General features: G+C 70.3%; 16 protein-coding genes and 1 tRNA gene. 4 read left to right on the top strand and 13 right to left on the bottom strand.

The features are described 5' to 3' along the window. Positions 1 to 14: 14 nt before the first annotated feature. Both ACZ6EM_RS21705 and ACZ6EM_RS21700 read left to right on the top strand, forming a co-directional pair. Positions 15 to 881, top strand: coding sequence for a helix-turn-helix domain-containing protein (locus ACZ6EM_RS21705; RefSeq protein WP_380546868.1), 867 nt, complete (start codon positions 15 to 17; stop codon positions 879 to 881). A 49-nt stretch (positions 882 to 930) separates the two neighbouring features. Then, the gene (locus ACZ6EM_RS21700; RefSeq protein ID WP_359910239.1) at positions 931 to 2,388 is read left to right on the top strand and encodes an aldehyde dehydrogenase family protein; all 1,458 of its coding nucleotides are present in this window, start codon (positions 931 to 933) and stop codon (positions 2,386 to 2,388) included. Positions 2,389 to 2,443: 55 nt separating this feature from the next. On the opposite strand, the gene ACZ6EM_RS21695 is transcribed toward ACZ6EM_RS21700, so the two are convergent. The 5 genes from ACZ6EM_RS21695 to ACZ6EM_RS21675 all read right to left on the bottom strand — a co-directional run bounded on the left by ACZ6EM_RS21695 (position 2,444) and on the right by ACZ6EM_RS21675 (position 8,579). Further along, positions 2,444 to 3,013 (bottom strand): Uma2 family endonuclease, encoded by a 570-nt coding sequence (locus ACZ6EM_RS21695; RefSeq protein WP_465773034.1) that lies wholly within the window; start codon positions 3,011 to 3,013, stop codon positions 2,444 to 2,446. Between the two features lie 73 nt (positions 3,014 to 3,086). Beyond that, the gene (locus ACZ6EM_RS21690) at positions 3,087 to 4,922 is read right to left on the bottom strand and encodes a bifunctional metallophosphatase/5'-nucleotidase (RefSeq protein WP_401045315.1); all 1,836 of its coding nucleotides are present in this window, start codon (positions 4,920 to 4,922) and stop codon (positions 3,087 to 3,089) included. A gap of 288 nt (positions 4,923 to 5,210) precedes the next feature. Then, the gene (locus ACZ6EM_RS21685; protein WP_465773033.1) at positions 5,211 to 5,843 is read right to left on the bottom strand and encodes a hypothetical protein; all 633 of its coding nucleotides are present in this window, start codon (positions 5,841 to 5,843) and stop codon (positions 5,211 to 5,213) included. After that, on the bottom strand, positions 5,830 to 7,488 hold the full coding sequence (locus ACZ6EM_RS21680; RefSeq protein ID WP_465773032.1) for a vWA domain-containing protein: 1,659 nt from the start codon (positions 7,486 to 7,488) through the stop codon (positions 5,830 to 5,832). Before ACZ6EM_RS21680 ends, ACZ6EM_RS21685 begins: the two co-directional genes overlap by 14 nt. Then, complete coding sequence (locus ACZ6EM_RS21675) at positions 7,485 to 8,579, bottom strand: hypothetical protein (RefSeq protein WP_465773031.1); 1,095 nt, start codon at positions 8,577 to 8,579, stop codon at positions 7,485 to 7,487. Before ACZ6EM_RS21675 ends, ACZ6EM_RS21680 begins: the two co-directional genes overlap by 4 nt. A gap of 333 nt (positions 8,580 to 8,912) precedes the next feature. Here ACZ6EM_RS21675 and pyk point away from each other — a divergent pair, with 333 nt between their 5' ends. Next, complete coding sequence (gene pyk / locus ACZ6EM_RS21670) at positions 8,913 to 10,343, top strand: pyruvate kinase (RefSeq protein WP_380632655.1); 1,431 nt, start codon at positions 8,913 to 8,915, stop codon at positions 10,341 to 10,343. Positions 10,344 to 10,385: 42 nt separating this feature from the next. Here the strand turns inward: pyk and ACZ6EM_RS21665 are convergent, their stop codons facing one another. Both ACZ6EM_RS21665 and ACZ6EM_RS21660 read right to left on the bottom strand, forming a co-directional pair. After that, the gene (locus ACZ6EM_RS21665) at positions 10,386 to 11,174 is read right to left on the bottom strand and encodes a helix-turn-helix domain-containing protein (protein WP_465773030.1); all 789 of its coding nucleotides are present in this window, start codon (positions 11,172 to 11,174) and stop codon (positions 10,386 to 10,388) included. Between the two features lie 100 nt (positions 11,175 to 11,274). Continuing rightward, positions 11,275 to 11,360, bottom strand: a tRNA-Leu gene (locus tag ACZ6EM_RS21660). A gap of 62 nt (positions 11,361 to 11,422) precedes the next feature. On the opposite strand from ACZ6EM_RS21660, the gene ACZ6EM_RS21655 reads away from it, so the two are divergent. Then, a complete protein-coding gene (locus ACZ6EM_RS21655) occupies positions 11,423 to 12,109 on the top strand; it encodes an ANTAR domain-containing response regulator (RefSeq protein ID WP_401048619.1) in 687 nt (228 codons plus the stop codon). A 59-nt stretch (positions 12,110 to 12,168) separates the two neighbouring features. Here the strand turns inward: ACZ6EM_RS21655 and ACZ6EM_RS21650 are convergent, their stop codons facing one another. From ACZ6EM_RS21650 to ACZ6EM_RS21625, 6 genes are all read right to left on the bottom strand, one after another. Beyond that, a complete protein-coding gene (locus tag ACZ6EM_RS21650) occupies positions 12,169 to 12,885 on the bottom strand; it encodes an ABC transporter ATP-binding protein (RefSeq protein ID WP_359914214.1) in 717 nt (238 codons plus the stop codon). Further along, entirely contained in the window at positions 12,882 to 13,703 is an 822-nt protein-coding gene (locus tag ACZ6EM_RS21645; RefSeq protein WP_380546903.1) for an ABC transporter ATP-binding protein, read from the bottom strand. Before ACZ6EM_RS21645 ends, ACZ6EM_RS21650 begins: the two co-directional genes overlap by 4 nt. Positions 13,704 to 13,711: 8 nt before the next feature. Then, on the bottom strand, positions 13,712 to 15,643 hold the full coding sequence (locus ACZ6EM_RS21640) for a branched-chain amino acid ABC transporter permease (RefSeq protein WP_401048623.1): 1,932 nt from the start codon (positions 15,641 to 15,643) through the stop codon (positions 13,712 to 13,714). A 5-nt stretch (positions 15,644 to 15,648) separates the two neighbouring features. Beyond that, positions 15,649 to 16,578 (bottom strand): branched-chain amino acid ABC transporter permease, encoded by a 930-nt coding sequence (locus ACZ6EM_RS21635; RefSeq protein ID WP_359819021.1) that lies wholly within the window; start codon positions 16,576 to 16,578, stop codon positions 15,649 to 15,651. A 131-nt stretch (positions 16,579 to 16,709) separates the two neighbouring features. Next, a complete protein-coding gene (locus tag ACZ6EM_RS21630; RefSeq protein ID WP_465773029.1) occupies positions 16,710 to 17,936 on the bottom strand; it encodes a branched-chain amino acid ABC transporter substrate-binding protein in 1,227 nt (408 codons plus the stop codon). A gap of 612 nt (positions 17,937 to 18,548) precedes the next feature. After that, entirely contained in the window at positions 18,549 to 19,061 is a 513-nt protein-coding gene (locus ACZ6EM_RS21625) for a PaaI family thioesterase (protein ID WP_452178428.1), read from the bottom strand. Positions 19,062 to 19,292: the final 231 nt, after the last annotated feature.

Here is a 19,292-nt window from a genome sequence, read left to right as displayed (position 1 = left end):
GGAGGACGACTTCGATGGGCACGACTCAGGCAGGCGGGGGCGCCACCGTACGGCGTCTGCTGCTCGGCACCCAGCTGCGCAAGCTCCGCGAGGCCAGAGGCGTCAGTCGGGAGGAGGCCGGGTACTCGATCCGCGCCTCCGAGTCCAAGATCAGCCGGATGGAGCTCGGCCGGGTCGGCTTCAAGGAACGCGACGTGGCCGACCTGCTGACCCTGTACGGGGTCGAGGCCGATCAGGAGCGGGCCACCGTCCTCGGACTGCTGCGCGAGGCCAACGTCAGCTCCTGGTGGCACGAGTACGGGGACGTGCTGCCCGGCTGGTTCCAGAACTACCTGGGGCTGGAGGAGGCCGCGGCCGAGATCCGCAGCTACGAGGTCCAGTTCGTCCACGGGCTGCTCCAGACCGCCGACTACGCCCGGGCCGTGGTCACCGCCGGCGGCCACGTCCACGGGCCGGAGGAGATCGAGCGCCGGGTCGACGTACGGCTCAAGCGGCAGGCGGTGCTGACCGCCGAGCGGGCGCCGCAGCTGGTCGCCGTACTGGACGAGGCCGCGCTGCGCCGGCCCTGGGGTGGGCCGGAGCTGATGCGCGGCCAGCTGGACCGGCTGCTGGAGCTCGGCGAGCTGCCCAACGTCCGGCTCCAGGTGCTGCCGCTGGGCAACGCCGGGCTGAGCGCGGAGAGCGGCGCCTTCACCGTCCTGGGCTTCGCCGAGGCCGAGCTGGCCGACGTGGTGTACCTGGAGCAGTTCACCACCGCGCTCTACCTCGACAAGCCCGCCGAGGTGGCCGAGTACCGGCACGCCATGGACGACCTGGTCGCGGACAGCCTGAGCCCGGAACCGACCCGGAACCTGCTGTACGCGATGCGCCAGGAGTTGTAAGACGTCAGTACGATGACTTCCCATCAGGTCGGTGCATGAGAGGGAACAGATGTCGTACTTCTCCGAGTTGGCGCTGCAGTACATCGACGGCGAGTGGTGCAGCGGCAGCGGCTCCTGGGACATCGTCGACGTCGACCCCTACACCGGCGACAAGCTCGCCACCATCACCGTCGCCACCGGCGCCGAGGTCGACCGGGCCTACCGCGCCGCCGAGCGCGCCCAGAAGGCATGGGCCGCCGCCAACCCGTACCAGCGGCGGCTGGTCTTCGAGCGCGCGCTGCGGCTGCTGGAGGAGCGCGAGCCGGAGATCGTCCCGGCGATCATGGCGGAACTCGGCGGCACCGCGCTGAAGGCGGGCTTCGAGCTGTCGCTCGTCAAGGACGTGCTGCGGGAGTGCCTGCACCTGTCGGTGGCCTCCGAGGGCCGGCTGCTGGCCTCGCCCGCCCCGGGCCGGGAGAACCGGCTCTACCGGCTGCCGGTCGGCGTCGTCGGCGTGATCAGCCCCTTCAACTTCCCGCTCTTCCTGGCGCTCAAGGCCGTCGCCCCGGCCCTCGCGCTCGGCAACGGCGTCGTCCTCAAGCCGCACCAGGAGACCCCGGTCGTCGGCGGCGGACTGATCGCGAAGCTCTTCGAGGACGCGGGGCTGCCGCCCGGCCTGCTGAACGTGGTGATCACCGACATCGCCGAGATCGGCGACAGCTTCCTGGAGCACCCGGTGCCCAAGGTGATCTCCTTCACCGGCTCCGACAAGATCGGCCGGCACGTCGCCACCGTCGCCGCCGCGCACTTCAAGCGGACGGTCCTGGAGCTCGGCGGCAACAGCGCGCTGATCGTGCTCGACGACGCCGACGTGGACCACGCCGTGGACGCCGCGGTGTTCAGCCGCTTCGTCCACCAGGGGCAGGTCTGCATGGCCGCCAACCGGGTGCTGGTGGACCGCCGCGTCGAGGCCGAGTTCACCGAGAAGTTCGTCGCCAAGGTCGCCTCGCTCACCGTCGGCGACCCGAGGGACCCGGCCACCCACATCGGCCCGCTGATCAACCCCGTCCAGGCCGGCGCCCTCGACGCCCAGGTCGACCAGGCGCTCGCGGCCGGCGCCACCGCGCTGCTGCGCGGCACCACGGTCGGCAGCCTGATGGCGCCGACCGTGCTCACCGGCCTCGCCGAGGACGCGCCGATCCTGCGGAACGAACTCTTCGGCCCGGTCGTGCTGCTGGTGCCCTTCGACGGCGAGGACGAGGCCGTGCGGCTCGCCAACAACACGCCGTTCGGACTCAGCGGCGCGGTGCACACCGCGAACGTCGAGCGCGGCGTGAAGCTCGCCCAGCGGATCGAGACCGGCATGATCCACGTCAACGGCGGCACCATCGCCGACGAGCCGGGCGTGCCCTTCGGCGGCGAGAAGAACTCCGGCGTCGGCCGCCTCAACGGCGAGTCCACGGTGGACGCCTTCACCACGCTGAAGTGGATCTCCGTCCAGCACGAGCGCGCGGTCTTCCCGTTCTGACCGAGCGGGCGGACACGCGGGCCTCCCGGCGGCAGCCGCCGGGAGGCCCGTGGTCTCAGGCGGGGTAGCGGAGCAGGGCGTCGGTGGCGAGCTCGAAGCCGAAGGGGGCCGGGAGCGGGACGCGGTCACCGAACGTGCCGTTCCACCGCTGGTGGTAGCCGCTGCCGGAGGGCTCGGAGTAGAGCGTCAGGTCGCCCTCGCGCGGATCGATCACCAGGTACAGCGGGATGGCCATCAGCGGGTAGTCGCGGACCTTGCCGACCAGGTCGTTCTCCGGGTTCGACGGGGAGACGATCTCCACGGCGATGGCCGCCTGCTCGGCGGGGACCTGGTTGCCGCCCTCCTCCAGTGCCGAGAGGGGGATGTAGGTCAGGTCGGGGTTGCGCAACTTGCCGACGTTCGGGGAGGCGAGGTCGGTGTTCTCGCTCGGCATCAGGTCGGCGGGTTCGTGGGCCTCGAACTGCCTGCGGATGAGCAGCAGGTTGCGCTGGTGGATCACCGAGGGGCCGGCCAGCATGATGATCTCGTCACCGGAGATCTCGATCTTCCACCCGGTGGGAGGCGTCAGACTCTGCGCGTAGGCCAGCAGCCGGGCGTGGCGGTCTGGGATCTGGAACTCGCTCATGGCGCCATTCTTCCCCCGGGCAGGCCGAAAGGCCGTCGCCGGCGGGGCGACGGCCTTTCGGCGGGGGCGTCGGTCAGAAGACCGGCTGGCCGGCACGGACGAGGCGCCAGGAGTCGGTGAAGAACTCGGCGGGGTCGATGGTGCCCTTGGCCTTCACCCAGGCGATCATGGTGTTGCGGATCTCGTCGGAGTTCGACCAGACCATCTTGGCCTTGGCGACGTGCGGGAAGTTGCCGCCGCCGTTGGCCCGGTAGTTGTTGACGGCGAGGACGAACTCGGCGGCCGGGTCGATCGGCTTGCCCTGGAAGGACAGGTTGACGATCCGCGAGCCCTTCGGCTGGGCGATGTCGATGTCGTAGCTCAGGCCGTAGACCGAGTCGTAGTTGTAGTCCGGGGTGGCCTCGGCGCCGGTCAGGGCCTCCTTGTCGACCGGGGCGCCCGGGGCGAGCTGGTTGTAGTACTTGACCGAGTACTCCAGGTAGTCCTTGAGCTGGGCGCCCGTCAGGACGCGGGCCTCCAGGGTGTTCTCGTAGATGTAGAGGCCCGCGGCGTCGCGCAGCTTGACCTGGCCGGACGGGATCAGCGCGGTGCGGTTGAACGGGGCGGCCTGGGCCAGCACCGGGAGCTTGGCGTACTGCCCGCCCGCCAGCGCGGCCTTGACGGCGTCGGCCTGGACCTTGCCGATCAGGTCGATGATCGGGGTGGCCTTGAAACGGGCGTCGGCGATCGACAGCTCGATCTTGCTGGTGCCGATGTTCTGGTTGACGTACGCGACGACCTTCTTGTGCTGCCCGGCGATCGCGTCGGTGATCTCCGGGTTCTCCGGCACGGTGTTGGAGTTCAGCAGTCGCGCGGAGACCGAGGAGACCTTCCAGGCGCCGGCCGCGAACTCGACCTCGAAGTCGAAGCAGGTCAGCCGCTGGCCGTAGCAGAGCGGCTCGGAGAGCACGACCGTCCGGCCGGTCTTCTTGTTGACGACCAGGCGCTGCGCGATCTCCTTGTGGGCGTGGCCCACCAGCACCGCGTCGATGTCGGGGACGGTCTCCGCCAGGGCCACCGAGGCGTTCTCGGCCCAGGGCAGCTGGTCGCCCCAGGTGGTCGCCTCGTCGCAGCCGGAGTGCGAGGAGACCACGATGACGTCCGCGCCGGCCGCCTTCATCTTCGGCACCCAGGCGGCGGCGGTCTCGACGATGCCCGGGAAGACCATCTTGCCGCTGACGTTGGCCTTGTCCCAGATCGCGATGCCCGGGTTGGTGAGGCCGAGGATGCCGACCTTCACCGGGCGGCCGCCGCCCAGCCGCAGCTCCTTGATCACGTACGGCTTGAAGGCCGGCTTCTCGTTCTTCGCGTTCAGCGCGTTGGCGCCGAGCAGCGGGAACTCCAGCTGGTCCTGGTAGGCCTTCAGGAGCGGGATGCCGTAGTTGAACTCGTGGTTGCCGAGCGCGGCGGCGTCGTACTCCATGAGGTTCATGGCGACGGCCATCGGGTGGTCCGGCACGGTGTCGGCCTCGGTGTCGATCGACTCGATCCGGGCGTAGTAGTAGGACAGCTGGGTGCCCTGGATGGTGTCGCCCGAGTCGATCAGCAGGCAGCGGTTCCAGCCCTTCTCCTCGCGCACCTGGTTGGCCAGCGTGGAGATCTTGGCGAGGCCGACCGCGTTGTGGGCCTTGTCGCTGTACTCGGCGTCGGTGAAGTAGTCCCAGTTGAGCACCCGGCCGTGCAGATCGGTGGTGCCCATGACGGTGAAGGCCTGCTTGTTCGGCTGGCGCTGCTGGCCCTTGGCGGCCGCCGTGTCCGGCTGGGCGGCCGCGGCGGAGGGGGCGGCGGCCAGGGTGGCGCCACCGGCCAGGGCGGCGCCGGCGGCGGTGGCGGCGGACCGGGTGACGAAGTCACGGCGGTTCAGGGGCATGGACGACTCTCCCGAGTGGGGAACGACGGCGGATGGACCGTCAACTGGCATTCGTTGGCAAGTGCGCGTGTACGCGTCGACGCGCGTAGAAGGACGCGCGTAGAAGTGTGCCGTGCGGCCCGGGGTGGTGGATAGCCCCCGGACCTGTCCAAGAGGTGAGATCTTGGCGACTCGTTCGTGACGGGAACGGGGGAGGTCCGGGGTGGTAGGGCCGGCGGATGGCGGATGGCGGATGGCGGGCGGCAGGCGGCGGGTCAGGACGGCGGACGGCGGGTCAGGACGGCGGGGTCAGGACAATTCGCCCATGAGCCGGTCGACCTCGTGGCCCAGTCGGAGCGCCGGGTCCGGATCGTCCGGCCCCGCCCACGGCTGCCAGGTCCGCGCCCGCAGGTAACCGGCCACCGCGACCGGCAGCCGGTGCCGGACGATCCGCTCCGCCACCGGGCCCCGGCCGGCCGCCCGCAGCGCCGCCAGCAGGCCGTCCACCCCGGCGGAGGGCGGCAGCGGCACGCTGTCCAGGTAGGCGGCCAGCGCCACCAGCTCCGGATCGGGCACGGGCGCCCCCTCCAGTACCTGCGCCCCCTCCAGGACGTGTGCCACGTCCAGGACGTGTGCCCCGGAGGCCTCGGTCTCGCCGAGGGCCGTCCCTGCTCTCGCCCCCGTCCCCGTCCCCGTTCCGGTGTCGATCCCCGTGCCCGCCCCGGTCCCCGGTCCGATCCCGGCCCCCTCGCGGGGCCTCGGGGCGGGCGTCAGCAGCGCGCCCACCCCGTACAGCCCGACCACGACCCCCGGCCACCAGACCCCGCCCAGTCCGGCGAAGTGCAGCCCCAGACCGACCGCGCCGCCGGCACAGCCGACCAGGTTCCGGGCCGACTCCAGGTAGCGCAGCACCCGGGGGCCGAACCCGTCACTGGTAGCCACGGATCTCCTCGAACACCCCGTCCAGCGAGCCCGTACCGTCGAACAGCTTGCCGCCGCTCAGGTCCGCGATCCCCTGGAGCTGGCCCACCGCCGCCTCCCCGAACTTGATCGGGAACACCGGGATCGACTTCTCCCCGGCCGGCAGCGCGTCGTGGAAGCGCTTGAAGTCGCCGTCCGTCGCACCGGCGTTGCTCTCCCCGTCCGTCATCAGCACGATCGAGGTGAACCGGTCGTCGCCGGCCGCCGCCTGCTGACGCTCGATCACCCGGTACGCCTCCTCCAGCGAGGAGTACACCGCCGTCCCGCCCGAGGCGGCCAGCGACTGCACGTCCGCGTCGATCGACGCCAGCTCCGTCTCCGGGCCCGGCCGGCTGCCGGTGGCCGGCACCACGTGGGTCTTGGTCCACTTCACCGCGGAGGCGAAGGAGAGCAGCGTGATCTCCTCGCGGTCCCGGAAACGGCGCGTCCCGCGGGTGTCGTCCGCCCCGGTCAGCCGGCCCAGCGCGCTCTTCAGCGCGGCGATCCGCGGGCCCTCCATCGAGCCCGAGGTGTCCAGCACGTACACCGTCCTGGACGGGCGGCGCAGCTCGTTCTGGTACGAGGCCAGCAGGCCGTCCGCGACCGCCCGGGTGCCCGGGAACGGCAGCTCCCGGCGGCGGTCCGCGGGCAGCCCGGCGGCCGGGGCCGCGCCCGCCGTCACCGGTCGGCGCAGCGTCGTCTCGGAGATCCGTTTCTGCACGTCCTCCTTGAGCAGGTACGCGGACAGCCGCTGGAAGGAGTCGCGCTGCTCCTGCGCGGCGGAGGACATCAGCGAGAGCGGGTAGTCCGCCGACACCACGCCGTCCGCCGGCCGCACCACCGTCAGCTGCTGCTGCGGCGGCAGCGTCCTGTTCAGCGACAGCAGCACCGACTCGTAGTTCACCAGCGCGCTCACCGTGCCCGACTCGGCCCGGGCGTACGCCTGTGCCAGCCAGCCGGAGGAGCCCGAGGTCAGCTTCTGGCCCTTGAAGAACTCCTTCAGCTGCGGACCCGCCTTCTGCACGTCCGCGTCGGTCAGCGCCGCGCCCGCGCCGGAGAAGGCCGAGGCCACCGCGACGAGGGTGGAGAAGCCCGAGTTGGAGCGGGACGGGTCGGCCATCCCGTACGGTAGCTTTCCGGCCGCCGCCGCCGCGCCGACCTGCGCCCAGGTGACCTTGGAACCGTCGCCCCAGCCGAGTTCGCCGAGCGCCGAGGAACGCACCCCGATCGCCACCGGCGACACCATCACCGGGGTCTCGGAGACCACCTTGGACTTGCCGGCCGGATCGAGCCGCAGGTACTGGTTCGACGGGAACCACACGGCGTCGTACTTGCCGTCGGCCCGGCCCGAGGAGACGGCGTCGGCGCCGTCCAGGGTGCCCGTCCAGGAGAACTGCACGGTCACCCCGGTGGCCTTCCGGGCATCCTCCAGGACCGGTGCCAGGTCCTGGAGTTCACTGCCCGCCAGGACGCGCAGCACGCCGGGGCGGGCGGTCTCGGCGGGCGGATCGGTGGGCTTCGGGGCGGCGTTGTCGCCGCCACCGGAGGAGGTGCAGGCGGTGGCCGCGGCCAGCACGGCGGCCAGCGCGGCCGTGAGCCAGCCGCGGCGCTTCATCGGGATGGTCACTTGGTCCCCTTCGCCGCGGTGGTCAGCTTGAGCAGGTTGTCCAGCGAGGGCAGGGTCGCCTGCTTGACCTTGGCCGCGGTCAGATCGGGTGCGAAAGTCGGCTTCTTCTCCCGCATCAGGTTCGCGAAGGCCTCCGGTTCGGCCTGCGGCCGGAGCCCGAACCCGGCCTCCAGACCGCGGAGCACCTCGTCGTTCTGGAGGGCGTCGGCGAGCTTGCGGCCGTTGTCGGTGTGGGCCACGACGGTGTGGTCCGAGTAGACCGTGGTGTCCGGGTACAGCACCACCATGTCCCCGGTGGGCTTGCCCTGCAGCGACAGGGCGGCGGCCTGCGACTCGTACGCGAAGATCAGCGGGCTGCCGATCCCCGCGCCGAAGTCCCGGAACGGCTCGTCGCTGCTGCTCTTCTGGATGCCCTGCAGCGCGTTCGCCTTGTACAGGACGTCCTTGACGGTGGCGACGCCGGCGTCGTCCGACACCACCTGGTGGTTGTTGGCGATGTAGGAGAGCAGCGCGAGGTACATCGCGCCCGAGGACGAGCTCTCCGGGTCGGTGGTGGTCACGAAGAGCTGACCGGACAGCTCGGGATGGGCGCCCGCGCCGGTCAGCTCCTCCCATCTGCGGTTGCCCTTCAGCGCGTTGACGTACTCGTCCATCCGGAACGTCCAGACGCCGGTGACGGCGTCCAGGTCGGCCAGCTTGTTCTCCTTCAGGACCCTGGCCACCGGCTCGTGCGCCACGATCACCAGCGGCGAGTAGAACGGGACCATCGGGGAGTCCTGCAGCTTCCAGATGCGCTGGATCTCCCGTGCCGGTGCCGAGCTCGCCGGGAAGGCGAAGTCCAGCCCCGGCGTCCTGCCCGCCTGGTCGCTCATCGTCCAGGAGCCGGTGGAGTCCGTCCGGACCACCAGGCCCTGCTTCGCCAACTCGGCCTTGACATCGTCGTTCTCGAAGAAGGCGCGCTTCTCCGAGCCGATCAGGCCGGTGACGGTGACCGTCCTGGCGGTGTCCTTCTTCGGGTCGTCGGGGATCAGCGCGAAGGCGACCCCGCCCAGCAGGGCCAGGGCCGCAACCACCCCCAGTGCGCGTCGCATGCCGAACGCCTCCCCCTCGTCCGCTCCTTCGTCCGGGTGGTGACCCGGGGCGCCCCGGCATCCACCCGGGGGTGACGAGCGTCCCGCCGGGCGGGGAGCGGCGGCGGAAGCGGCGGTGAACCAGAGGTGAACACCCCTTCACGGAATCGCATCGGCAGGCGGCGCGGGCGGCGCGGGAGGCGTACGGGCGGCGCGCGGCAGCGACGTGGAGCGGGGCGCTCGCACAGCGGTCCGAGGATGTGTCAGATTGTTCAACTCGCCTTACCGCAAAGGTCATCCCGCAGTCCGGACCCGCGTCGTGGTTACGCGCCGGTAATGCCTAGTCTCAGCACTATGCGCCGAGCAAAAATCGTCTGTACCCTCGGGCCCGCCACCGACTCGTACGACCAGATCAAGTCCCTGGTCGACGCCGGGATGGACATCGCCCGACTGAACCTCAGTCACGGCTCGCACACCGAGCACGAGGAACGCTACCGCCGCGTCCGCAAGGCCGCCGACGAGACCGGCCGCAGCGTCGGCATCCTCGTCGACCTTCAAGGCCCGAAGATCCGGCTCGACACCTTCGCCCACGGACCCGTACTTCTCGAACGCGGCGACGAGTTCACCATCTCCACCGACAACGGCGTCGTGGGGGACAAGGACCGCTGCGGAACCACCTACTCCGGGCTCGCCGGGGACGTCAGCCGCGGCGAGCGCATCCTGGTCGACGACGGCCGGGTCACCCTGGAGGTCGTCGCCGTCGACGGGCCGCACGTGCGCTGCCTGGTCATCGAAGGCGGCCTGGTCTCCGACCACAAGGGCCTCAACCTCCCCGGCGTCGCCGTCTCCGTCCCCGCACTCAGCGACAAGGACGTCGCCGACCTGCGGTGGGCGCTGCGCACCGGGGCCGACCTCATCGCGCTCTCCTTCGTCCGCAGCGGGCGGGACGTCGAGGACGTCCACCGGATCATGGCGGAGGAGGGACGCCGGGTCCCGGTCATCGCCAAGATCGAGAAGCCGCAGGCGGTGGAGAACCTGGAGTCCGTCGTCGACGCCTTCGACGGGATCATGGTGGCCCGCGGCGACCTGGGCGTGGAGATGCCCCTCGAACAGGTCCCGCTGGTCCAGAAGCGCGCCATCAAGCTCGCCCGCCGCAACGCCAAGCCGGTCATCGTCGCGACCCAGATGCTCGACTCGATGATCAACACCTCCCGGCCGACCCGCGCCGAGGCCTCCGACGTCGCCAACGCCGTCCTGGACGGGACGGACGCGGTGATGCTCTCCGGGGAGACCTCGGTCGGCAAGTATCCGGTCGAGACCGTCAAGACCATGGCCCGGATCGTCGAGGCCGCCGAGAACGACATCCTGGCCGCGGGCCTCCCGCCGCTCACCACCGGCAGCAAGCCGCGGACCCAGGGCGGCGCCGTCGCCCGCGCGGCCGCCGAGATCGGCGACTTCCTGCACGCCAAGTACCTGATCGCCTTCACCCAGTCCGGCGACACCGCCCGCCGGCTCACCCGCTACCGCTCGCCCATCCCGGTGCTCGCCTTCACCTACGAACCGGCCGTACGCAGCCAACTCGCCCTCACCTGGGGCGTGGAGACCTTCCTCGGCCCGTTCGCCCCGACCACCGACCAGATGGTCGAACAGGTCGACGCGGCACTCCTGTCGCTCGGCCGCTGCCAGAAGGGCGACATCGTCGTCATCACGGCGGGTTCGCCTCCCGGCCTGGCCGGCTCCACCAACCTCGTCCGCGTCCACCACGTGGGGACGCTGGACGCCTGAGCGACTGCCCGGCGGCGCGGCCCTCCCGGGGCCGCGCCGCTGTCAGTGCTTGGGGCCGATGTGGGCGTCCATGAGGGCGACGGAGTCCTTGCGGGCGACGGAGATGTTGACCTGGCCGGTGGGGCGGGGGATCGAGGCCTTCCACTGGACGCCGACGGCGTCGAGGGTGGCGGTGAAGAGGCCGATGATGTCGGTCGACGTGTTGGTGAAGAAGTACCGGGGGTACTCGTAGCGCTTTGTGACGCCACCGACCGTGCGGGTCGTCCAGTTGGTGATGCGGCAGCCGTCGGAGTGGATCAGGCCCCGCAGGAACTCCCACGGGTGGGCGTCCACGATCGCCTGCTGCCACGTTTCCAGGGTTATGGTGCGTTCGTGCTTCTTGCCGGGGCCGTGCTGGGGGAAGAGGCAGGTGAGGTGGTTCGAATAGATCTTGACGTCGTGGCACCCGGTGCGCCGCACCCGGCAGGGCTTGTTGTTGGGGAGGACCTGGCGCATGGCCTGTTCGACGGAATCCATGATGGCCGGCCAGGTGTCGTCGCAGGTTATCTGGAGGCTCTGAGTCCTGCGGTATTCGTTGGGCAGCAGGATGTGGCCGTCGCCGAGGTACAAGCCCAGTAGGCAGGAGTAGGCGGGGCGGTCCAGTTCGTCGCCGTAGCAGTGGATGCACGTCGAGCGCTTACGGCCGGGAAGCTCGTCTCGTATGGCGAGGTCTCGATGCTTCCACCAGGAGACCGTGCCCTGCGGAACGTGGAGTCGGCGGGCCACCTCGGCGTTGCTGAGGCCTCGGCGGAGGAGGTGGACGGCTTGTTCGCGCACAGAGAGAGTGGTCATGTGCGCCAGAGTGGGGTGTGACAGGCCGGATGGCGGATGCTTTGGAAGCAGTCCACTGGATAGAGTGAAATCCCCGAGGCCTGGGAATATAAGGAAAATCTGGTGCCGAGTGTGGGATTCGAACCCACACGCCCTTTCAGGCAATCGCTTTTGAGGCGATCGTGTCTGCCCTTCCACCAACCCGGCTGGTTCGCGCCCGTGAAGGATACCCTGTGAGCGCTGTCGGGCGCAGCTAGGTACCCTCGTGCATGCAGTACCCCGCCGGAACTAGGAGCCCCGTGAGCACCGCCGACGAGCAGGCGCAGCCGCTTGAGACCGATACGCCCCAGATCACCCGGATTGTGATCGCCGAGGACGAGGCGCTGATCCGCCTCGACCTCAAGGAGATGCTCGAGGAGGAGGGGTACACCGTCGTCGGTGAGGCCGGTGACGGGGAGACGGCGGTGCGGCTGGTGGAGGAGCTGAAGCCGGACCTGGCGATCTTCGACGTGAAGATGCCGGTGCTGGACGGGCTCTCCGCGGCCGAGCAGATCCACGACAAGCACCTGGCGCCGGTCCTGATGCTGACGGCGTTCTCGCAGCGGGAGCTGGTGGACCGGGCGCGGGACGCCGGGGCGATGGCGTACATCGTCAAGCCGTTCTCGAAGTCGGACCTGGTGCCGGCGATCGAGATGGCGGTCTCCCGGTACGCCGAGATGCGGGCGCTGGAGAAGGAGATCGGGGACCTCAGCCAGCGGCTGGAGACCCGGAAGCTGGTGGACCGGGCGAAGGGCGTGCTGCAGACCAAGTTCGGGCTGAACGAGCCGGCCGCCTTCCGGTGGATCCAGAAGACCTCGATGGACCGCCGGATGACGATGGCCGCGGTGGCCGAGGCGGTCATCGAGGAGGGCGAGGCCCAGGACCGCAAGAAGGCGGACGAGGCCAAGGGCGAGTAACAGGTACGGAAAGGGCCCGGCAGACCGTTTCTGCCGGGCCCTTCGACGTGTGTACGGGCTCAGTCCTCGCCGAGGTAGGCCTTGCGGACGGACTCGTCGTGCAGGAGGTCGGGCCCGGTCCCGGATAGGACGATGCGGCCGGTCTCCATGACGTACCCCCGGTCGGAGAGCGAGAGCGCCGCCTGGGCGTTCTGCTCGACCAGGAGGATGGTCGTGCCGGAGGACTTCAGCTCCACGATGGTGGACATGATCTTCTGCATCATCAGCGGCGAGAGCCCCATCGAGGGTTCGTCCAGCATCAGCAGCTTGGGCCGGGACATCAGCGCCCGTCCCATCGCGAGCATCTGCTGTTCGCCGCCGGAGAGCGTGCCGGCGGCCTGGCGCCGGCGTTCGCCGAGGATCGGGAACAGGCCGTAGGCCCGTTCGACGTCGGCGGTGATGCCGGCGGCGTCGGTGCGCAGGAAGGCGCCGAGGAGGAGGTTCTCCTCGATGGTCATCCGGGGGAAGATGTGCCGTCCCTCGGGGGAGTGGGCGAGGCCGAGGGCGACGATCTTGTGCGCGGGGACGGTCGAGAGGTCCTGGCCGTCGAAGGTGATCCGTCCGGCGGTGGGCTTGAGCAGGCCGGACAGGGTGCGCAGGGTGGTGGTCTTGCCCGCGCCGTTGGTGCCGATGAGGGTGGTGACCTCGCCCTGTTCGACGGTGAAGCCGATGCCCTTGACGGCCTCGATCTTGCCGTAGGCGACGCGGAGGTCCTCGACCTCGAGGAGTGCGGTCACTGGTCGGTCTCCGTAACGTTCTCCGGAACAGCCGGGGTGGTGCCTTCGAGCGGGGCGCCCAGGTAGGCGGTGATGACGCGTTCGTCGTTCTGGACGGTCTCGCGGTCGCCCTCGACGATCTTCTGGCCCTGGACGAGTACCGCGGTGCGGTCGCAGAGGTTGAAGATGAAGCGCATGTCGTGCTCGATGACGAGGACGGAGACGCCCTTGTCGCGGATCGCGAAGACGAGTTCCTCGGCGGCCCGGGTCTCCTGGGGGTTCATGCCGGCGGTGGGTTCGTCGAGCAGCAGCAGGCCGGGTTCGGAGGCGAGGGCGCGGGCGATCTCCAGCTTGCGCTGCTCGCCGTAGGGGAGGTTGCGGGCGAGGTGGTCGGCCTTCTCGGCGAGGCCGGTGAACTGCAGGAGTTCCATGGCCTTCTCGCGGCTCTCGGCCTCGGCACGGTGGTAGCCGGGGCCGCGCAGGATGGCGGAGAAGATGCCTTCCCTGGTGCGGGTGTGCCGGCCGACCAGGACGTTCTCCAGGACGGTCATGTTGGCGAACAGCCGGATGTTCTGGAAGGTGCGGGCGATGCCGGCCTGGGTGACCAGGTGGGGCTTGGGCGGCAGCAGGGTGTCGCGGAAGCGGACGGCGCCCTCGGTGGGGACGTACAGGCCGGTGAGGCAGTTGAAGAAGGTGGTCTTGCCGGCGCCGTTGGGGCCGATGAGACCGATGATCTCGCCTTCGCCGACGGTCAGGGAGACGTCGTTGACGGCGGTGAGGCCGCCGAAGCGCATGGTGACGCCGGTGACTTCGAGCAGGGGTGCGGCGGTGGTGGTCATCGGGTCGGTCACGCCCCTGCCTTGGTGAGTGCGGTCGGCTCGCCGGTGGCCTGGGCCGGGAGGGCGGCCTCGTGGAACTCCAGCTGCCGGCGCCGGTTGGGGATGAGGCCTTCGGGACGCACCCGCATCAGGACGATGAGGGCGGCGCCGAAGGCGAGGAGCTGGTAGTCGGCGAGGAATTCGAGCTTCTTGGGGATGAGGAAGAGCAGGGTGGCGCCGGCCAGCGGGCCGCTGATGGTGCCCATGCCGCCGAGGATGACCGCGGCGAGCAGGAAGGCGGAGTTCGGCGGGAGGGCTTCGGCGAAGGTGTACTGGTCGGGGGTGACGGTGTAGCTGACGTGGGCCTGGACGGTGCCGGCCAGGCCGGCCAGCAGGGCGCCGAGGGCGAAGGCGAGCAGCTTGAGCCGGAAGCCGTTGATGCCCATGGCCTCGGCGGCGGTCTCGTCCTCGCGGATGGCGACCCAGGCGCGGCCGATGCGGGAGTCGCCGACCCGGGCGAAGACCAGCACGACGACGGCGGTGACGAGCAGCATCAGCAGGTAGTAGTTGGAGAAGCGGCCGAGTTCGACGCCGAGGACGGTGTGTGGCTTGCCGAGGTCGAAGCCGAGGATCTCCAGGTCGGGGATGCGCGGGATGCCGTTGGAGCCGTTGGTGACCTTGGGGCCGGTGGTGCCGTTGAGGTTGAGCATGGTGATGCGGAAGATCTCGCCGAACCCGAGGGTGACGATGGCGAGGTAGTCGCCGCGCAGCCGCAGGGTGGGGGCGCCGATCAGGACGCCGAAGATCATCGAGACGACGGCGCCGGTGAGCATCGCGGCCCAGAACGGGAACTGGACGTGGATGGGCGAGGCGGGGGAGCCGGAGACCAGGGCGGCGGCGTAGGCGCCGACGCCGAGGAAGGCGACGTACCCGAGGTCGAGCAGGCCGGCCAGGCCGACGACGATGTTGAGGCCGAGGGCGACGGTGGCGAAGATCAGGATGTTGGTGGCGACCGAGGTGTACTGGTCGCTGGTCTGGGTGAACGGGAAGCCGGCGGCGGCGGCGAAGGCGGCGCCGGTGGTGACCGGGCGGTGCTTGACGGTCAGCGCGCGCAGCCGGGCGAGCAGGCCGGACTTGGCCAGGGCGGGGACGGCGAGGGCGACGAACAGCAGGTAGCCGGTGAAGAGTTCGCCGTACTCGGTGTCGATGCCGAAGGTGATCGCGAACAGTCCGGTGCCGAAGGCGAGGACGATCAGCAGCACCTCGACCCAGGAGGGGAGCGCCCGCGCTGCGGCCAGCGGGCGGTCGATCCGGCCCAGCCGCAGTGCGCTGTTGGCGAGGTGGCCGAGCTGGAGCAGCAGGACGGCGCCGGCGGCGATGGCGAGGCCGCCGGCGAGGGCGGTCAGGACCGGGGCGACCGGCTTGTCCGTGGGGACGGCGTGGGCGCCGAACCAGGCGGCGGGGGCGACCGGGACGAGCAGGAAGAGACGCTTGTCGAGGATCCGCAGCGGGACGGCGGTGCGGCGGTCGAGCGGCAGGGCGAGGGCGCCGAGGACGGAGATCAGGCCGCCCGCGGCGAGCACCCAGCCGCCGGGTTCGAGGTTGGCGAGGCCGCCGAGTTCGGCGGAGACGGCGGCGACCGCGTAGACGGCGACGGCGAGGGCGCCGGTGGCGGCGAACAGGACGGCGTTGTTGCTGCGGGTGGGGGCGGCCCAGCGCAGTCCGGGGACGCCCTGGGCGGCGAGCAGCAGGACGAGGGTGAGCAGCCCGGCGGCGAGGGCGAGCCACTGGAGGCCGGCCGGGGAGCCGTAGTACGTGAGGTCGCCGGGGAAGTCGGAGGTCCAGGTCCAGGACATGGCGGCGGAGGCGGCGGTGGCGAGGGCGCCGAGTGCGGTGACGGCGGCGGCGGCGCGGGCCGGCAGCGGGATGACCGGGGTGGTTTCGGTGCGGGTGGTGGTCATGGTGGTCACGCCCTGTCCGCGACGCGCTCGCCGAGTAGGCCCTGGGGCCGGATCAGGAGCACGAGGATGAGGAGTACGAACGCCCAGACGTCCTTCCAGGCGCCGCCTCCGAAGAGGTGCATGCCGGGCAGGTGCTGGATGTACCCGGTGGCGAGGGCTTCGGCGAGGCCGAGGGCGAGGCCGCCGAGCATGGCGCCGTAGATGTTGCCGATGCCGCCGAGGACGGCGGCGGTGAAGGCCTTGAGGCCGAGGATGAAGCCCATCCGGAAGTCGACCTGGCCGCTGCGCAGCCCGTAGGCGACGGCGGCGACGGCGGCGAACGCGGCGCCGATGGCGAAGGCCATGACGATGATGCGGTCGGTGTCGATGCCCATCAGCTTGGCGGTGTCCGGGTCCTGGCTGGTGGCCTGCATGGCGCGTCCGGAGCGGGTGCGGGTGACGAACCAGCCGAGGGCGAGCATGCACAGCGGGGCGGCGATGATCAGGAAGAGGTCGCTGCGCTGGATGGTGACGGAGCCGAGGCTGAACGGGTCGCCGGGGAGCTTGGGGAAGACCCGGGCCTTCTTGGCGTCCGGGTAGAAGGAGAAGACGAGTTGCTGGAGGAAGATGGACAGCCCGATCGCGGTGATCAGCGGGGCCAGTCGGGGGGCGTTGCGCAGGGGGCGGTAGGCGAAGCGTTCGGCGGCGACGGCGGTGAGGGTGGAGACCAGGATGCCGGCGATCAGCATGAGCGGCAGGGCCAGCCACAGGGTGGTGCCGCCGGGGAGGGCGAGGTAGGCGGTCAGGGCGCCGAAGCCGCCGACCATGACGATCTCGCCGTGGGCGAAGTTGATGAGCTGGACGATGCCGTAGACCATCGTGTAGCCGATCGCGACGAGTCCGTAGAGGGCGCCGAGGATCAGGCCGTTGGCCAGCTGCTGCGGTAGGTCGTGCACCGCTGGGCCTCCGTAGTGCGTTCGGGGGTGTCCGCGTGGGTGGTGGATGTGGGTGCGCGCGGGGGCACTCGTGGCGCCCCCGCGCGCGGTGGTGGTGAAGTGGCGCTGGTGGTGCTGGTGGTGACTGGGCGTCAGCCCTTGAAGGTGCCGGACTTCTCCACGGCCCACTTGCCGTCCTTGACGGTGTAGACGGTGAGCTGCTTGTTGGTGGTGTCGCCGAACTCGTCGAAGGAGACCTTGCCGGTCACGCCGTCGAAGCTGACCTTCTGGACGGCGTCGCGGACGGCCTTGCGGTCGGGGACCTTGCCGTTGTTGTCCTTCACGGCCTGCTTGACGCCCTGGATGATGGCCCAGGCGCTGTCGTAGGAGTAGCCGCCGTAGGTCTCGTAGGCGTCCTTGTAGCCGGCGGTCTTGTAGTCGGCGATGAACTTCTTGGCGGTGTCGAGGGATTCGACGGGCAGGCCGACGGCGGTGGCGTAGTCGCCCTGGCTCTTGGGGTTGAGCTTGATGAAGTCGCCGCTCTGGATGCCGTCGCCGCCCATCAGCGGGATGTTGACGCCGGCCTCCTTGAGCTGGAGGGAGAGCGGGCCGGCCGCGGGGTACTCGCCGCCGTAGTAGACGGCCTCGGCGCCGGAGCTCCTGACCTTGGTGACGATGGCGGCGAAGTCGCGGTCGTCGGGGTTGACGTGCTCCTCGCCGACGAGCTGGCCGCCGAGCTTGGTGAACTCGCCCTTGAAGGTGCCGGCCAGGCCCGCGCCGTAGGTCTTCTGGTCGTCGATCAGGAAGACCTTGGTCTTCTTGGCGTCGTTGTAGAGGAACTGGGCGGCGAAGGGGCCCTGGACGGCGTCGGTGGTGGCGGTGCGGAAGTAGGACGTGAACGGGCGCTTCTTCTCGCCGCTGGCCCACTTCTCGCCCTGGCTGAGGGCGACGCCGGTGTTGGCGGGGGAGACCTCGGCCAGGCCGGCGTCGTCGAAGATCTGCTGCATCGACTGGGCCACGCTGGAGTTGAGCGGGCCGACGACGCCGAGGACCTTGGAGTCGCCGACGAGCTGGGTGGCGTTCTGCTGGCCGGGGGCGGGCTTGCCGGTGTCGTCCAGGGCCTTGATCTCGAACTTGACGCCGGGGACCTCGTTGGTCTCGTTGGCCTTCTTGATCGCGAGGTCGACGGAGTTGCGGATGCCGAGGCCGAGGGCGGAGAGGTCGCCGGTGAGCGGGGCGTCGACGCCGATGACGACGGTGGTGGAGCCGGAGTTGGAGGTGCCGCCGTCGGCCTTCTTCTCTCCGCGGGAGCCGCAGGCGCTGAGGCTGAGGGCGCCGATCACGGCAATGCTCACGACAACTGCTGAACGATGACGCACGAGGGTCCCCTTCGGTTCAGGAGGCGCCCGCGCCTGAATGGCGGGAGCCGGAGTGCGCGGAGGGCCTGGCCCAATCGAATGGCGCGGTGACTGGCCGTGACTCTAGATGCCGTTGGGCGGCTCGGGCAGTGCTGGGAGCAGGCTGTGATTCTCTTGTTATGAGCACACGGAGCATTTGTCTCACGATGTGGTCGTTCTGGCTCGATCGACCCCGCGATGCCAGGCGTTTACGCGCTGGTAGGGCGATGTAAGGCCCAGAAATGAGGGTTGCAGCTGGCAGCACCGATAATCGGACACCTGTGTCCGATGCCCTGCTTTCGGCCTTGAGCGTCCGGATTTCGGACAAGGAGGGTGCGACCGGATGATCCCGGGGCGCCCGCGGGCCTCGGAACCGGCAATTGATCGGATTTCCTACTTGTTACGCAGCGTTACAGGGGCGGGTTTGCACCGACCGCGCCCGGACATGTGAAGGCCCCCTTGTCCAGACCAACGCCTGCCCAGGGTGGCGGAAGGTCAAACAAGGGGGCGGAAAAGGGACTTGATGTTGTCCGGAGTGAACTCGCGGTTCCGGTGGGGACGTTGTCGGGCGGGAGGGCGCGGTCGGAGCCGCCGTCAGAGGTCGCGCAGCATGCAGGTCAGCCGGCAGCTGGTGATCCGCCGGCCGGTGTCGTCGGTGATCGCGATCTCGTAGGTGGCCGCGGTGCGGCCCTTGAACACGGCCGTCGCCACCCCGGTCACCAGCCCGGAGGTGGCCGAGCGGTGGTGGGTCGCGTTGAGGTCCACACCGACCGCGTACCGGCCGGGACCGGCGTGCAGCATCGCCCCGATCGAGCCCAGCGTCTCGGCCAGCGCCGCCGACGCGCCGCCGTGCAGCAGCCCGTACGGCTGCTGGTTGCCCTCCACCGGCATGGTGCCGACCACGCGGTCGCCGGAGGCCTCGACGATCCGGATGCCGAGCTTCTCGCCGAGGTGGCCGCCCGAGAAGGTCTCCGGGTTCACGCCGAGCTTGGCGAAGTGGTCCAGCACGTCCTGCGGGACGTTCAGGACGGGGGCGGTGTCGGGAGTGGTGTCGGGGGCGCTGCCGGGGACGTCGAGGGGGGCGGTGCCGGGGGCCGCATCGGTCATGGGGGAACTCCTGCCGCTGGGATCTGCTGGGGGGATGTGCCGCCTGTGATCGTACGACCGTCCTACTCATAGGTAGCAGCCGCGGCCGAACCGGCGCGGCGTCCTTTTTGTCGGTGCCGGGCCATAGGATCGGTGGCCGGTAGTGGAATCGGCAGGAACGGACGTTGACGTGGCTACGCAGAGTACGGACAAGGGCGCGACGGGTGGCGGCGGGGCCGGCCCGCGGCCCCG

The sequence above is a fragment of the Kitasatospora sp. NPDC041917 genome (genome assembly GCF_055589745.1).
This window is presented reverse-complemented; position numbering and strand designations above follow the sequence as displayed.